The sequence below is a fragment of the Sulfodiicoccus acidiphilus genome (assembly GCF_003967175.1).
In the GTDB taxonomy this organism is placed as follows: domain Archaea; phylum Thermoproteota; class Thermoprotei_A; order Sulfolobales; family Sulfolobaceae; genus Sulfodiicoccus; species Sulfodiicoccus acidiphilus.
The window spans coordinates 564,344-579,644 of record NZ_AP018553.1; the positions used below are offsets into that span (position 1 = coordinate 564,344).

14 protein-coding genes are annotated in these 15,301 nt (G+C 47.8%); 7 read left to right on the forward strand and 7 right to left on the reverse strand.

The window, feature by feature from the left end; translation table 11 throughout:
• The first annotated feature begins 708 nt into the window (after positions 1 to 708).
• The 7 genes from HS1genome_RS03040 (at position 709) to HS1genome_RS03070 (ending at position 9,445) form a co-directional block, all read left to right on the forward strand.
• Positions 709 to 1,686, forward strand: coding sequence for a GH12 family glycosyl hydrolase domain-containing protein (locus HS1genome_RS03040; RefSeq protein WP_126449556.1), 978 nt, complete (start codon positions 709 to 711; stop codon positions 1,684 to 1,686).
• 557 nt (positions 1,687 to 2,243) lie between these two features.
• On the forward strand, positions 2,244 to 2,537 hold the full coding sequence (locus HS1genome_RS03045; RefSeq protein WP_126449558.1) for an antibiotic biosynthesis monooxygenase family protein: 294 nt from the start codon (positions 2,244 to 2,246) through the stop codon (positions 2,535 to 2,537).
• A 120-nt stretch (positions 2,538 to 2,657) separates the two neighbouring features.
• Entirely contained in the window at positions 2,658 to 3,188 is a 531-nt protein-coding gene (locus HS1genome_RS03050) for a hypothetical protein (RefSeq protein ID WP_126449560.1), read from the forward strand.
• 206 nt (positions 3,189 to 3,394) lie between these two features.
• Positions 3,395 to 4,438, forward strand: a complete 1,044-nt coding sequence (locus HS1genome_RS03055) for a signal peptidase I (RefSeq protein WP_126449562.1) — start codon at positions 3,395 to 3,397, stop codon at positions 4,436 to 4,438.
• Between the two features lie 80 nt (positions 4,439 to 4,518).
• Positions 4,519 to 6,006, forward strand: coding sequence for a DUF5305 family protein (locus HS1genome_RS03060; RefSeq protein WP_126449564.1), 1,488 nt, complete (start codon positions 4,519 to 4,521; stop codon positions 6,004 to 6,006).
• A 940-nt stretch (positions 6,007 to 6,946) separates the two neighbouring features.
• Entirely contained in the window at positions 6,947 to 7,240 is a 294-nt protein-coding gene (locus tag HS1genome_RS03065; RefSeq protein ID WP_126449566.1) for an Sso10a family chromatin protein, read from the forward strand.
• Positions 7,241 to 8,890: 1,650 nt separating this feature from the next.
• Positions 8,891 to 9,445: a hypothetical protein gene (locus HS1genome_RS03070; protein WP_126449567.1), complete on the forward strand. Its 555-nt coding sequence runs from the start codon at positions 8,891 to 8,893 to the stop codon at positions 9,443 to 9,445.
• Positions 9,446 to 9,529: 84 nt separating this feature from the next.
• Here the strand turns inward: HS1genome_RS03070 and HS1genome_RS03075 are convergent, their stop codons facing one another.
• The 7 genes from HS1genome_RS03075 to HS1genome_RS03100 form a co-directional block, all read right to left on the reverse strand.
• Complete coding sequence (locus tag HS1genome_RS03075) at positions 9,530 to 11,368, reverse strand: hypothetical protein (RefSeq protein WP_126449569.1); 1,839 nt, start codon at positions 11,366 to 11,368, stop codon at positions 9,530 to 9,532.
• 1 nt (position 11,369) lies between these two features.
• Positions 11,370 to 11,525 carry a hypothetical protein gene (locus HS1genome_RS11970; RefSeq protein WP_158613707.1) on the reverse strand — a complete coding sequence of 52 codons (156 nt, stop codon included), beginning with the start codon at positions 11,523 to 11,525 and terminating at the stop codon, positions 11,370 to 11,372.
• A 50-nt stretch (positions 11,526 to 11,575) separates the two neighbouring features.
• Positions 11,576 to 12,178, reverse strand: a complete 603-nt coding sequence (locus tag HS1genome_RS03080) for a DUF1404 family protein (protein WP_229768269.1) — start codon at positions 12,176 to 12,178, stop codon at positions 11,576 to 11,578.
• Positions 12,175 to 12,372, reverse strand: a complete 198-nt coding sequence (locus HS1genome_RS03085) for a SepZ protein (RefSeq protein WP_126449570.1) — start codon at positions 12,370 to 12,372, stop codon at positions 12,175 to 12,177. The genes HS1genome_RS03080 and HS1genome_RS03085 overlap by 4 nt, the downstream gene beginning before the upstream one ends.
• A 275-nt stretch (positions 12,373 to 12,647) precedes the next feature.
• Positions 12,648 to 14,408, reverse strand: a complete 1,761-nt coding sequence (locus tag HS1genome_RS03090) for a cbb3-type cytochrome c oxidase subunit I (protein ID WP_126449571.1) — start codon at positions 14,406 to 14,408, stop codon at positions 12,648 to 12,650.
• A gap of 71 nt (positions 14,409 to 14,479) precedes the next feature.
• Positions 14,480 to 14,950, reverse strand: coding sequence for a hypothetical protein (locus HS1genome_RS03095; protein ID WP_126449572.1), 471 nt, complete (start codon positions 14,948 to 14,950; stop codon positions 14,480 to 14,482).
• 5 nt (positions 14,951 to 14,955) lie between these two features.
• Positions 14,956 to 15,162: a hypothetical protein gene (locus HS1genome_RS03100; protein WP_126449573.1), complete on the reverse strand. Its 207-nt coding sequence runs from the start codon at positions 15,160 to 15,162 to the stop codon at positions 14,956 to 14,958.
• Positions 15,163 to 15,301: the final 139 nt, after the last annotated feature.

Consider the following 15,301-nt stretch of genomic DNA (forward strand, 5'->3'; position numbering starts at 1 on the left):
AGGAAACTTCACTACATTGCCCTTTGGGATTACCCCCTGGCTGAGATGATGTACTCCGTGTAGGGTCGAGTAGAAGGACTTTACAAAATTGTGGGTGGAGAGAAGCCTCCAGCGGGGAGGGAAACCCTCCTCCTTTAAATATTGTTTTTCTTAAATTTTCTCAGTGATACTGACGACCTTCTTCTCCCAGCACAATCGAGAGTTCAATGCAACTGTGGGAGGGGAAAGTGGCATCTTCCTTACTCTTTTGAGGATCTAGGGCTCAACTTCCAAAGTCCCTTCTGTTGAGGGTCTGGCGTCCCCACAGCCCACCGGAGTAGAGATGTGATCCCGAACCGAAGGTGGGAACTACGAACCCTAAGAAGGGAGCCCTGGACGGCGAGGAGGAAGTCGGTAAGAATCACGCTATGAAAGGTAGGCTAGGGAGGAGTTATAGGTTTTCCTTATTACAAATCTCCAGAGCGATTTCCAGAGATCACCCTATTCTCCCTAGCTTTAGAGTCATATGCGTATCGAAAACTCTTCTAGAAAATTTAGTCTCTTTACCGAAAATTTAGAAATAATGGAATATTAATACTTCAATACTCTCGTACAAACGAACAGCTTAACGTTGTGGAGACCTTCACCTGACAGTCAAAATTCTGTATTCTAGCAATCTGGCACGATTCGTACAGATCTCCTTATTTAATCTGCCTTCTAAGTAGCGTCGTGAATAAGTTCTTCTTAGTAGGTGTCGTATTGGCCGTAATCATCTCATCTGTGGTAGGTTACGAGACCTTGGCGTTGCAACATCCAATGCCCTTGTCAGAACACTTCCCTTCACCTATCGATTCCTATGTCCTTTTTCCAACTGGAAATGACCACTTTAGCGTGATAGGGAGCTACCTCAGCGACAGTGAGTATGCGATGTCTGAAATATATGGTAACTTTTCCACTCTAATGGTTTCCCCGTTCATGTGGAACGTCAAGTCGTCGTTGGGTAACGTCAACATGACTTACTATCATTTCTTACGTGTAACTGCCAACCTCTCCATGGTAAAGAAGATAACTCCCTCTATATCTGTCCTAGGTTACCCTGGGCTCATGTATGGTTCAGAACCTTGGTTCCCTTTCGCCACCTCCACTCAACAGGTTCCAAAACTCGAGCTTCCTCGGCTCGTAGGTCAACTCCCCGACTTCTACTCCGTTCTAAACTACAGTCTATTTAATAAGACCGGGGAAATAGTGGACTTCTCTTACGACATATGGCTCACTCCTGAACCTAACGTGACTTACCTCGGGGCTGGGGACTTAGAGATCATGTTTTGGATGTGGTACACACAGAACCTATCTCACGTAAGATATTACGCATATGAGGGTACTCTAGATATCCCCACGTTTCTCAATGGAACACTCGAAAATTACCCCTGGAGCGTCTACGTTCTGAACTACAGCGCCGACGGATGGACATTGATGGTTTTTACTTCATCGAGACAACTTCAAGGATCGGTGGGAATCCCTATAGGATGGGTTCTGAAAGAGTCCACGCAGTTCTTATACAACCAAGGATGGAGGGCCAGTCTCAGTGCATACTACCTAGATGCTATTCAGGTCGGTATGGAGTTCAATAATGCTCCCAACGGTAGTGTTGACGTTGGTTACAACCTCTACCAATGGTATTTAAACTTCAATTCGACTGAACTGTAGTAGTCCTTCCCGACGGAGCAGAGCCCTTGGTTTTAGAGTGGAGCGTTCCATACCGTGTAAGGGGTTTACCATCTAAGTGGTTCTTGACATCGGAGCGGTTTATCGCCTAGATAGAGAGTTCAGGAATTTGGGGTTTAGACTTCGAATTCTCACGAATTCCTATCCGATCTTTAGGGTCCTTGGACTTCCCCGAAGTCGTGGATTCAGTTCTTCCTCCACCCATCGGCGGGCAGCCCACACCTCCTCTGGTACGACTAATCTCACACTCCAAAGCATACAAACTTCTCAACTCAGCTGAAACCGTAACGAAACCTTCGACAGGAAGAAGTTGTATAAGGACCTCCTGTCTGAACGCCCCATTCTAAGGAGTCTTCTAGATTTAATGACTAAGAGGGTTGAAATTGAAAAACTCACCCATTTAATCCTTATTGTCGCAAAGAAATGGATTAGAAACATCTACCCTGCTGTCATAACTCACTATATGGCGCTTTCAATGGGTTGTTACAACGTTGGTCCAAGGGACAATACTAATATCCTACAGTAGATCAGTCTAGTTTATGATAAACGTAGGCTTCAACTACTTGGTATCTGAGGGAAAAGAGGAACAGTTTCTCCTTAAGTTTAGGGAAGTGTTGCAGTTACTTAAAACCTCCAACTCAGGAATGCTGGACGCGAAGCTCTACAGGTCTGTAGATAATCCACGCGAATTTCTCATTTTCACGGAGTGGGAGAGTCTGGATGCCTTCCGAAAGTTCACGTCGAGTAGAGAGTATAAGGAAACAGTCGAATATGGAAAGAGTGTTATAGAGGGAAGGCCTAGACACATAGTGCTTCAGAGAGTGGAAGATTGACTCACAAAAGGAAGACTTTACCCTTTAGCGTAATTTTGGACATGTGTTCTATAACTTGTCAGCGAATTATCTCTATTATCTACAGGATAATGAGAATTATTTAAATGTGTGGGGGCGTAAGTGCCGCTAGAGAACATGAGAGCAGCAATATACGCGATAGTGGTGGGCGCCCTCCTTTTGGGGCTCGTCTTCTCCACCACACCCTTCTTCACGTACCAGGACACGAGGTTAGCGAGCGTGACGATAACGGCGGACCCGGCGGGTCCACTATCTTTAGTACCTAACAACGATAATCTAGGGTACAGTGCTCAAAACGACGCCTATGTGACACTTAATAATAGCGGAGACCTCGCCATAAACCTAAACGACGTACAGACTAATGCGATGTTGAAACTCGATCCAGCCTTCTATGTTGACGATAACCTAAACCAGACCGTGACCGTTACCATAACTGTAAGTGGCCCGTATAACGCTAATGGTATGCCAGTATCTAGCACTGCGAAACTGTTGGTTAACGGTTCCACTACCTTGACTTTCACTCTGAGTCCAAGCGAGCACGAGGTCCCAGTGTATCTGACCTTGACTACCTACGGTACCTCTCCAGGAACCTTCTTGGACTTCCACATCACTTTCACGGAGACTTACAGCTGAAGACAATGGAGACCTACTATCCGTTAAGGCAAATTTTTATATTATTTTAACTAATTTTGATATCTCCCTTATTAACATAAGATAAGATAACCAAAGGCACGAAATCGTGCGTTCGTTGCTATAGATTCTTTTGCAAAAGATCCTAGACCATATTTCTCCCTCCTCTATCTATTTTTATATTATGTGTCGGTAAGCTTCGTTTCAAGTTGATCCGTCAAACAGTTTACTGTGTAATGTTGGCATTTGGAGTCTCTTTGCTCGTTTCAGGAATAGGGAGCGTACTATTCCACTTACCTTACGGTTGGCAAATCGACGCAACTAACTCAATGGAGCCACTGATTTACCCCGGAGACGTAGTTCTGGTACTGCCTCAGATAGGGAGAGCTTCGATAGGAGAGATCCTGGTCTACTACCAACCTCAAGAGGGCATCTACTACGCTCACGAGGTGATAGGGTACAAAGACGGAGGTTACATAACTAAGGGGATAAACAACCCGTATCCCGATCCGTGGATCGTAAAGGAGTCGTGGGTCAGAGGTTTCATTCCAACCGTATTTGGGTACCCAATTAAGATACCCGAGGTCGGTTACACAGTTAAGTTAATCGAGACGACGCTGGGAGAGAAGGGACTGATACTACTCGTAGCAGGCGCCGCTGTATTCTCGGAAGTTAGGTCTAGGTTATTGGGAGGAGAGGTAAAGATCAGGAGGCCACGCCAGTTATCTAAGAGGCAGTTGTTGGGGGGCTTCTTCCTGGTTGCGTTCGCGGTGAGTATGGTGGCCCTCTCTCACGGGGTGATTCGGGTCGAAGGTGAATGGAACGTGGTGCACTTCCAAAGTCTAAGAGGGTACACTAACGTCGGACTATCCTTCTCTCTGGGGACTTTGAGGACGAACTCTACTTACTACTTCGGCGGAAACGTGAGTTCAAAGGTGCCTGCGCTATTCGTTTTCCTGAGTTCTAACCCAGATGTACGATTCCTCAACGATCCGTTAGTAGACATGGGGGGTAAGGCGACAGAGAACTTCACTGTCACCACTGGGGGAGTGGGGGAGCAGGGCTCTGTGGTGACAGAGATGGCCGTTCCCTATGTATTGCCTGCTGGAGCAGCGTTATACGTAGCTAAGGTCAATCCTATTTTCCTCTTAGCATTAGTCTCGTCAGAGGTTTCCTTCTTCATTACCTTGGTGGTCTGGGGAGTCATGGAATTAACGTCTAGAAGAAATATAGAACCAGCAGTGAGAAGTTAGAGAAGTTCGGCCTAAACGACCAAGATTTTATATAATTTTTTTCCATAAGACTATATAATTTAGGCACATAATCATAGCACATGAAACGGGAAAGGAGAGACGCCTCGAAGAACGTGAACAGGAGAAATTTGAAATTAGGTGTGAGGAGAGAAGTTAGGGTTGGAGCGACGATCTTGCTGGTACTCGGTCTTCTTTTGATAGGCGGACTAGTAATTTATCCGTCGCTGAGTTACACCCCGAGGACTTATCAGGTGGAAGATGGATATAGGACCATAGCGTACGCTCAACTCAGCAGCCAAGCGATAGTTTACCCCAACCATATATATAACACCACAAGACTCGTGAGTGGTTACACTGCGAACGAGACACCTGCTTTCAGTCTCGGTCTCGAGACGTGGGCAACTCTGAAACCGAATTTACTTTACACCTCACTCACCCTCTATAACTCGTCCTTGTATTTCACCAAGATCGTTGACTTACTCTACGTGAGCTTAGTTTTGGGAAACCGAACTGTGAACGGTAATTACACAGTATCCTTAGTCGCGCCAGGTTACTACCAGAAGAGCCTCTACACCGTCAGAGACAGCCCGGTAGTGGTCCCGTTAAACCTCAGTTACATTCTAAACGTTTCAGAGAAAATAAACTCACAACTTGGAATATCCCCTCCCCTACAGGTGCGGATCGCATCTAACGTTACAGCACTTAACTACACTCTGGAACCGGTTGTAACGGTGAACATAGGGGACAGCGTCACCACAGTCTACCTCGCCAATTCCACCGCCTTCCGGCAAATCAAGATACCCAACTACGAGTACATAACTAGCAACGACTACAATCAGTACTTCGAGGCACTCCTCAAGGTTTTGTTATTGAACGTCAGCGAGTCGCTCGGCCAGGCCAAGATGGTAAACTACAGTGTGTTCATAGTGACCCCCCAGTTCGTTAAGCTCGTAGAGAGGGGTGAGAACCTGGGCCAGTGGACTGCGATACCTCTCAATATGACTGAAATAAACAACTTCTCAGAGACCCTCAACAAGGAAGTCGGAACTTACTACTTCCCTCCAGACTTAAGGATAGATGTTAGTTTCGACGGACCTAGATTAGATCCTGTGATATACGTAAATTACACCAACGGTCTGGTCCAAGCTACAATATCTAACAACTCCATATCTGAACCGATCTACATCACTCAGACGACCCCGAGGCCCAACCCTGTACCAAGTATAGGGGCCGAATCTGCCCTCGGCATTGCCCTAGGCTTCGTAGCCCTCGGAACGTTCACTAAAGTGGAACCTCTGGACATTCGGGAGGTAAAAAGATTTAGCTCGAAGTACAGGAAATTGATCGTAGACGCCAAGAGCCCACCTGACGTCAAATCTGCCGTTGAGCTAGGAAGCCCAGAGGATCTGGCGAAGTACGCTATGCTAACTGGGAGACCAATGGTCATGCTGCGAAGGAACGGAGGGGTAGAACTGTGGTTCAAAGATCAGGACGTGGCTTACGTCTACAAGTTCAGGAATGGTCGGGAAGGTGATGGTCAAGCAATACCCGCTTCAAATACGTCTTAAAACCTTCACATTTTAAGTTCGAGAAAACTGGTTTGATAAGGCCCACAGTCCCACTTTCTAGGACTTACGGCCTCTGTAGGAGTGTAAACTACTACGCCCTCGCGGACGGGGCGTCCTAGCGGTGAGTCCTGCTTCTCGGAGCGATATCGATCTCCTTCCGTAGCGGAGGTTCCGGGGAACCGTCCTGTGAACAGTACGGAAGGGGGGTCACGGAGGGTTTCCTCTCCACGGGCGTGAGTTCCCCCAGCCCCGAGGGTGCCCAGCCCTCATGACCAAGTTTTTGGTAACTACAAAAACGTTTCTATGAAGGGGCTAGCCGTCCCCATCCTTATGGACGGGGACCCCCCTTAATCTCCAATTTTTGTTAAACGTCCTTGAAAGGTCTTTTCAGCTACGTTGCCACTCTAACTCTATATGAGGAACTGAAGGAGGACATAAACATAGTCGTTTCACATGGGATTTCTAAGTGTTCAACTGTATGTACCCCAGAGATTCTCGAGCCCCCGACGGGTCGTCTCCAGACAAGCCGACTGAGACCACCCTAGAATCCTCGGTGAGGAAGGTGAATCTTAAGAGGTAAAGGAGGTTCAGATCTAGAGGCCCCACTACGTTCGTTTAGCTTCCCCGAACTATTTAGAAAATCCGAATAGACCGCTCCTCTATAAGGTATTTTGATCCATCTAGTGAAGTAGAAATCTATCATATTACTAAAGATTCCGAGCATAGTTCTAAAGATTCTGAGACTGTAAATAAACCTTACTAAACCTCACAATAGGCTATGAGGGAATGAAGCCAAATCCTCGACTTGTCCAGACACGAAATATTGGTCTCGAAGAACGTAAAAATACTCAAACTTTTAGCTAACACCTAATGTATTATTAGGGGTTATCTGCATAAAGCTTCTTTCTATATTTATATGCTACCTCAATGAGTAGTAATCATGGGAAGAAGAAATCGAGACGAATTCGAAATCATGGGAGATATAATCTTCTGTTGCCAAGAAGGTAGCAAGAAGACGAGGATAATGTATTCTGCTAACTTAAGTTACCAACTGGTGAGGAAGTACTTGTCCAAGATGTTGGAGAGAGGTTACTTGACAAAGAAGGAGGACATCTACTACGTTACGGAAAGAGGGAAAATTTTAATGGCTAAGGTAAAGAGATATAGGGTACTGAAGGAGGAGTACCTCAATTTATATGAGGAACTTAAGAGTAACCATTCAAGACTTCACTAGATCCTGTGGATGTGCTCTATGAGAACCCGCTTGTACTATTCTACGTGGCTTAGTGCTTTGGGGGACCATATCTGTTGTCTAGTCTTACAACTATTCAAGTTAAGAAGTCTTAAGGTGCAGATTAATAACTGGCAAATCAAAGCCAAGAACCTAAACAGACACAATGTCCATCGGGAGAAGGTCGGTATTAGGGATGAGGAAGAAGCTTCCCACTTCTAACAGTCACCTCTCCTCCAAAATGCAAAGGATCCTTCCGCGATCTGGGAGTCTCCGCCACCCACCTAGACCACATCGACGTCCCACAGAACTACGAGTTCGCCTTGAAGCCGTTCTCTTAGCGTATGTCGGTGAAGAACCTAGAGTTGAAGGGATAGGAATACTTGACGTAAAGTGATATGAGGTTATTAGATGCAGCTGCTCTAACTACTACACCTTCCACAACTTGGAGACAGGAGGTCCTCCTGGGTTGTCGCTAACCTTCCACTAGCTAATGAACCTACCCCACCTCCACGGATGGAGCTTTCTGCTTAACGACCCACCTTACCAAGGGTAGAGGAATCCGCAGGAGAGGCCGTCCCGGCCTAGATCCTCCAAGTCCGATCTGATGGTGACCGCTAAGAGCCTTTGGATGGTGTGGAGGCGTTCTCCACGAGCTCCCGCTTCGTGGCGTCTCGGCGATGCAGGGTGGTCGATACCCCCGCTGACAAGTACCTCAGTAAATTTCTTGAGGTTGGACTTAAAGATAAGGGGTAACTCCGTCCCCACCCTCACGAATGGTCTTCCGCCCCCTCAACTTCCCTTAAGAGTAAATTCCTCACCCATCCTCAAAGGTGTTCTGAACGTCTCAAGGAAGGCTAAGGGAGGCGAGAGGACAACGTGTTAGAGAAACTGCTGTGGTTCGTCGTAGACCTCAACCAAATAGCTTCCTACAGGAGTGTAATTCCAGAGTCCTCAACCAACTCTCCTCTTCAAGGTGAGAAGGCCGGAATACATTTAGACCGAGCTGAAAGGATTGGTTTTGGCTGGATTTCACTAACCGAAAAGAATTTCAAACTGATATATATTTAAAAATATGGATATACTTACTCTAACGAAAGTTCCCTTCATCCACCTCCTGCTCAGGTTCAATGGATAGGAGAAAGCGGGAGTCTGATTTATAAGGTAAGGGGCCTTTATAACACGTGAAAAGCCTGTCCTCTTACGGTTGAAGCAGTGGTTTAAATTATGGAGGATCATTTTCTGTAAAGTTTCGGTAAAGTTAAGGAGTTATAATCCATAATTGGATGTAGTGAGGAACTTTCAAATCTCTCTTTCCGAGGGAACTCCACTGATGAAGTTCCTTCATCGATTCTTGAAACATCCAACTACAGATATTCAGCTTCTGACCTACAGGGACCAAACGAAGGAACAAGGCTATAATTAAGAGCCTGACCTGTGACCTATGAACCTTCCGGATCCCTTAACGTGGGGAGGGCGTCAACGAAATTTCAAATTACTATTATGGAATACACGTCGTATAGAAAATCTATGGAGCCCTTCATAAATGCCTTTTTAGAAGTCTTTCAGAAATGGCCATATCATTATTCTATGTTATTTCACTGATAACGAGAATAACTTATAACCACGAGGGTTATTCTAGTTCTAGGGAAAATGAGAGCAGCAATATACGCGATAGTGGTGGGCGCCCTCCTTTTGGGGCTCGTCTTCTCCACCACACCCTTCTTCACGTACCAGGACACGAGGTTAGCGAGCGTGACGATAACGGCGGACCCGTCGGGTCCACTATCTTTAGTACCTGTACATAATATGTTAGGATACGTCGGCGACCCTCCTCCACCACCACCTCCTCCTCCACCACCTCCTCCACCACCTCCCCCATCAGTTCCAGGACAACCATATGTATACTTAAACAGTAGTGGAGATCTAACAATAAACCTAAGAAACGTTCAAAGCAATGCGATGTTGGAGCTTACTCCAGCCTTCTATGTTGACGATAACCTAAACCAGAGTGTCACTGTTACTGTTAACGTGGTGCAGGTAACCTCTACTCCAGCAAAACTCCTACTCAACGGAACTACTTCAATGACTTTCACTCTGAGTCCTAGCGAGGGTGAGGTTCCAATATATCTCACGTTATTAACATACGGCACTACACCTGGTCAAACGCCACAGTTCAGAATCACTTTCACTGAAGTATACTCTTAGAAGTATACTATAAACTCTCGAAGTTGAAGTTATAATTTTTTAAAAATTTCGTTCTTCTATGACACTTTTTATTGTTAGTTCCCTTTATTTATTGCCACCTAGTTCTTGTGATGGGGAGCAGGTGGTTTTTCTTGATACGTAGATCAGGACCGCGAGTAAGACCCCATCCGAAGCCAAAGAAATACCTATCTGCCCTTCTGCGGTTGTTGCTAGGGACCCTAACACGGAACTCCATAGGACAGTGAGGACGAAAGGCGATAGAACACACGCCGGACACACTGCGAGGGAACCCAACGCCAGAGACGGAATCACTCTCTTTCTTCCCGCTCTTAGAGCCGTCGAAAGCAGGGCAGCGCTTAACAGACTAACACCTATTAGTTGGAGTAGTTGGAGGGGGTAAAGGAAAACCCCGATTACTCCAGGAAGATATAAATTCACCCAAGGGGCCATCATAGGAGCTCCATACGTTCCTATAGTGATAAAGGAGTAGGGATACCCGGAAGCCTCTAAGTGTATTGCACCACCTAGTACTGCATAGAGGATTGAGAGAGGAAGCGCTAGAAGCAGGTCCTTTCGTCTCAACTTCAGACGTCTCTTCCTTAGTTCAGTTAGGATGCCGTAACCTATGGCAATAGCTCCAGCTGCAGCGGTAGAGGTGGAGGTCAAAGTCATGATTGTGAGGAAAGTTGAATCGTACCCATTGTAGTCAATGAAGTACTCACTGTGAGTGAGGAAGAAGATCACTTGGCTCACTACCGCCACCAAACCCAGACCTATCCAAGTGGCTCCTCCCCTCCCGGTGGAAGAGGAGGGTGGTAGTCTGAGTGTTCTGACCTCTGCCATGTTGTCCCTTATGTACTGCAGTAACCCTATTCCCGCACCCCAAGCGATAGGGGTTCCTATTATCCAAGCCGATATCCAGAACTCCACTAGCTCTCCGGTAGGAAAGCTGAAGAAACCAACGGGAGAGCCTAACACCAACGAAATAGGTCCAGGCATTATCAGGGACCAAGCTATCACGTGAAGCAGTCCTAGCTGGGCCCACCTTCTCATGGACGAGTAACCCAGGTAGCCCAGTAAACCTACTGACACTCCTGCGAGGTCTAAGAGAGGCCCCACGTAGAGTCGAGGGAAAAGGGCTAACGTGAGAGACCCTAACAAGATGGACGCAAGTAACCCCCACCTCCAAGTCCTTCCCAATAAGGCCCCGATCGTGCCTCCTAGAGCGACGCTTGTGGCTAACCTCACTAGTGAGAGTGGAAAGCCTTCTGGCAAGGCCAATAGGGCCAGGGACAACCCGACCAGTCCCCCCAGCTGGAAGGCATGCCTATGTAGGGAAAGGAAGTGGAGGGGCTTCCCTCCACCTATCTCCTCGTAAAGGACTACGGTAGACGCCGAAAGCAGCATCGTAGCGAGAGCCACTAGCCCCTCGTCCAGTGAAGTCATGAACGCGATAGAGCCCAAGAAGGGTAGGTTGGAGGCCACGGACCCAATTATCCCAGTGAATAGCTCGCACGAGCAAGACAAGGAAGTAGCGAGTACACCCAAGGACGCCGCCAGTCCCACCTTAGCTCCCTTCCTTATTATGGCGAAGTAAATTACGTAGAGCGTCACGTTCGTGGCCACTAGGAAAGACAAGAGGAACGAAATACCTATTGAGAGTGGTGTCATGGCCCAGTCGAAGTAGGGGGAGGTGAGGGAAAGGAAGGGGCCCCAGAGCGGGAAAGGCATCTGCGAGGGTGGAACCGGAGGAGAGGTGTCCACGACTAGACTTACTCCAGCTGGGAACCGAATGTGGGTGAACAGTAGTAATCTATCCGCCCACTGGAAGAAAAGGAAGTATATAGCGAACACTAAAGCAAATATCCCCTTGAACTCACGGGAGGACGAAAAAATGTGCAGTGCGTCCTCCAACCCGTCCACCCTAGGAACCGCTCTCCTTCCTCGCCAGCTCCTCCACGTCGACCTGAGGATCCTTCTCTGCCTTGACTATCAACAGGACGAACCATATCGGGTACACCAGGGCCATAAGGAGGAACCCTATGCCCCATAGCATGTACTCTGACTCTAGGATAGGCATTGCACCTTACACTCTCTAAAGAGGGTTAAAAAAGTTGGTTTTAACGAAGCTCAGAAGATCCCCATGTCCTTAAGTATCTTCACCATGTAGAAAGTAGACGGGACAAATGCCATGGCGAACCAGAGGTATGCAGTGTCAATGAATTGGGACACCGGGTAAACGGAATAAACGTTCTCTGAGTAATAGGCACCTAGCTCGAGGAAGATCTCCGCCATTGTCGCCATCATGCTGAAGATGGCGAATATGGTGGCGCTCCTCCACACGTTCGTCATTCCGTACCAGCCTATACCAGCTATTATTCCAGCCAAGGTGAAAGTGGCCAGCTGAACCACCTTCCAATTGAGGTAGAGAACACTCAGCGCGAAGGGACCAGGTATGTACCAGTAAGTCAAAAGTGCCCCCGCTACTCCCCAACTCAGGAAGAGGCCTCTAGTGGAGAAGTTGAAGCTTAGGAACCACGCCGTGATCCTTCCCCCTTTCCTGAACAACAGCTCGGCCAGCCAGATACCCACTAGCCCTGCCCCCCACACTAACACCATGTCGAACGAAGTCTTGGCGATCTCCGAAGTCCTGTCTAACGATACAGAAAGCGGGTTGACTGAGGCTGCTACCATTACAGCTCCCAAGATCAAATAGGGGGTCTTTTCCCTCAACTCCAGAGCCCCATCAACACTCCTCCGGCCACTAGCACTGCACCGGCTATGGGGACCATGGCTACGTAGGTCAGGTTCTCGTAGAGGCTGTACGGAAGGGTTGATATTAGAAACAGGTCGGATATCCACGTAGCTACTCCGATCGCTGCGACCACCGCCCCTAAAACCCTCCTACTGAAATTTACGCCAGCCACAGTATCACACTCTACTTGCCTAACTATGTGTTAAAAGTTTTACCTTCAGTGGATACTGGATTACGATCTTTCCTCACCGTTTCCTCAAACCATTAAGCGATTTTCAGGTGGAGTATCATTCAAGCTCCTATATAAAGAACGTCTCGATGGAGAGAGTCCTACTATAGTCTGCTCTGAAGGAGGGCCTCAATTTCTATGGTCCGAGATCGACTTTTTCGGTCTAGATTTAAAAGAACTAGGGAATAAAAAAACCCAAATATAGTATGTCGTAAATCCTACTTATTGGGTTCTTCCATCATCTTAACTGTTCCCAACCTTTTCGCTATATCGACTTCCGTGCTGGGTTGGGCCATCCTCGTTCCAACCGCCAATGCACCACTCCCACCTTCGTTGGTCACCACCTGTATCATTCCGTCAGCAGGCAATGCAGGAGGAAGTTCCTCCTCTTTATACCCTTCCCTTCTCATTGCGTACCTCTCCATGGCAACCGTCTGAACCGCCCACAGGGGTAGGTCAGTTTCCTTCACTTTCTCTCCATAGAGTAAAGTCATCACTAGGTTATATAGGAAGAAGACGGTCGCCAGCCCAGCCAGCCAACCTCCAATCATCGCCAACTGATAGTAAACCTCGTAGAAGGCGGGCCACGCCACCTCCCTCCTGATCCCTCCGTAAAATCCCGCTATGGCGAAGGCCGTAACGAACAGTCCCATTCCCGCCTGCCAACCCCAAAAGTGAAGCCAAGTCAACTTCTGGCTGTACCACTTTCTACCGAAAAGGTCGGGCCCTATAACGTAGAGTGCTCCCAATAGCCCACCTACCGAATATATGGCGAGCATGATGTGGAAGTGAGACGGTAACCACAACGTATTGTGGACTGTCGGGTCGACGGAAGGTGTGGGCTGGGTAGGCTCGGCCTGTATGCCTCCTATTATGTTCCATACGGCTGCAGCGAATATGAAGGCGAATCCGGCGTCCCACTTTATCTTCCTAGGGTCTCCCACTGTTATGAAGAACACCAACCAAAGGGCGGCGAAAGGTATTGCTATGAGGGCGGTGGAAGTCTGAGCGAATATGTCCCTTAATATTAGGGGCCACGGGTCGTCGACGATGTGGTGCACGTAGACGCTAGAGCCCAGTACGAAGAGGACCGGGATCATCCATCTAGTGAACCTGACGCTATAGAGGGGTCTCCTAGCGTAGAGAGGTGTAATTGCAACTATGGCACCCGTGAGAGTGTAGGGGGCGAAGTAAACCAAGGGGTGATCTGCGAACCAGAACAGGCCCTTCCAGACCTCGGCGTTGGGTATTCCGAAGACGTAGAGGTTAAGTCCACCTATGGGTGAAAGAAGGCTCCACATGTCGGCTATGAAGACGGAGATGTTAGCTAAGGCCATCATTATCATGTCCATTATTATGAAGCCAGCGGCGGTGGGGACTAGTTTCCCTTTCATCCTACCCTCGAAAGAGGTCCCGAGGACCGAGGCCATTTCCATCCACTCCCCTATCACCATTAGGGCGTAGCCTATGTACCAGGTCGGGGACGCCCTCAAAGGATTGAGGAAGGTGAAAAGGTATTGGTTCTCCACCCCACCGAGGTTCATCATGAAGAGAGCCAGGTTAGAGAGCCAGAAACCCGCGTTAGCGACCTTGGGCCACTTCAATAACCTGGAGCCATTCATTGCAGGGATCATGTAGAAGGCCACTGCGAAAACCGTGTTGAACACGGAACCAAATATCATGTCCATCACGTGGTTCGTCATTACTTGGAAGTAGTAGCTTGGGTCTAAGATGACTGGATAACCCGTAGAAGTCAATCCAGCCTGGGTCCTTAACATCAACGCGAACGCTCCACCCACGAACAACCACATTACAGCAGTCAGAATCAACTTTATGGTGAGCATCTTGTAGTCGTCGCTGTAAAGCACCCTTAGGAGAACGTTCCTTCTCTCCTCTCTCCCTTTCACTTCTCTGTACTGTTGTGCCCACTGGGCGAAGGTCTCGAGTTCCCTCCTGCGAACTTCTTCCCTAGTAGCCATTCAGCTCGAAAAGTAAGAGTGCAATTTGCTTTAAAAAACCTTTCCTTACCTGCTTAATTACACAACGGACGTTAAGTTGGGCTCACTTGAATTTGAATCGAGTTTCCGTCGTTGAAGAGGACGGTGTAGGTTCCCGGCGAGAGCTTCAAGGGTATAATTACCGTATTGACGCCCAAGTATATCTCGTAAGTTCTGGCGTAGGCATAGACTAGAGACCCGTTGGGGGCCATGACCTGTTGGTATTCGTAATATGAGGGGTAATTCACAGAGAACGTGGAGTTGGAAATAGAAACAATTGTCAGACTTTTCTCATCTATGTTGTTAACCGTCATTTTGACTCCAAAAAGTCGTTGATAGGTCAGGGAACCGTCGTTGTAGTTGAACAAGGGAACGTAGAAGTAACCCTCAGTGGCGTTCAGCACTCCCAATGAAGAATTTGATGGCGCTAGGCCTGTTGCTACGAAGTAGCCCGTCCCCACCACAGAGGCAACTACCAAAACTATCAAAACAACGTTACTTTTGCTGAGCGACCTTGCCCGCATCGCTTTCACTGCTTCAGGTATCCTCCACCCATTATGAGGCCCAATCCTATAATGGACAGAACAATCCCTAGGTAGTCCGTGACACCAGGTACGAAAATGAAGGAAGCTGGTGCAGGTTTGAGTAAGCCGAAGCCGTAAGACACAAGAATTACGATAGCTACCGCCTCGACCACTGCTCCTGCCAGTATTAGACCCCACATTTTGGCGTTCAAACTCTCAACCTCAACTTAGGAAATCGACCTAAACCTATATTAATTTTCATCCAAAAACCCTGCCCTGGGACCTCGGGTTCGAGTGGACCACTTAGAGATACTTCACGAGATCAAATTTTTATCTAGATGGAGACTCTGA

What these genes read in the sequence shown, in the direction of transcription:
- HS1genome_RS03065 (WP_126449566.1), top strand. Translation starts at nt 6,947, where the DNA reads ATGGGAAGAAGAAATCGAGACGAATTCGAAATCATGGGAGATATAATC.
- HS1genome_RS11970 (WP_158613707.1), bottom strand. Translation starts at nt 11,525, where the DNA reads ATGCCTATCCTAGAGTCAGAGTACATGCTATGGGGCATAGGGTTCCTC.
- HS1genome_RS03070 (WP_126449567.1), top strand. Translation starts at nt 8,891, where the DNA reads ATGAGAGCAGCAATATACGCGATAGTGGTGGGCGCCCTCCTTTTGGGG.
- HS1genome_RS03090 (WP_126449571.1), bottom strand. Translation starts at nt 14,408, where the DNA reads ATGGCTACTAGGGAAGAAGTTCGCAGGAGGGAACTCGAGACCTTCGCC.
- HS1genome_RS03060 (WP_126449564.1), top strand. Translation starts at nt 4,519, where the DNA reads ATGAAACGGGAAAGGAGAGACGCCTCGAAGAACGTGAACAGGAGAAAT.
- HS1genome_RS03045 (WP_126449558.1), top strand. Translation starts at nt 2,244, where the DNA reads ATGATAAACGTAGGCTTCAACTACTTGGTATCTGAGGGAAAAGAGGAA.
- HS1genome_RS03095 (WP_126449572.1), bottom strand. Translation starts at nt 14,950, where the DNA reads ATGCGGGCAAGGTCGCTCAGCAAAAGTAACGTTGTTTTGATAGTTTTG.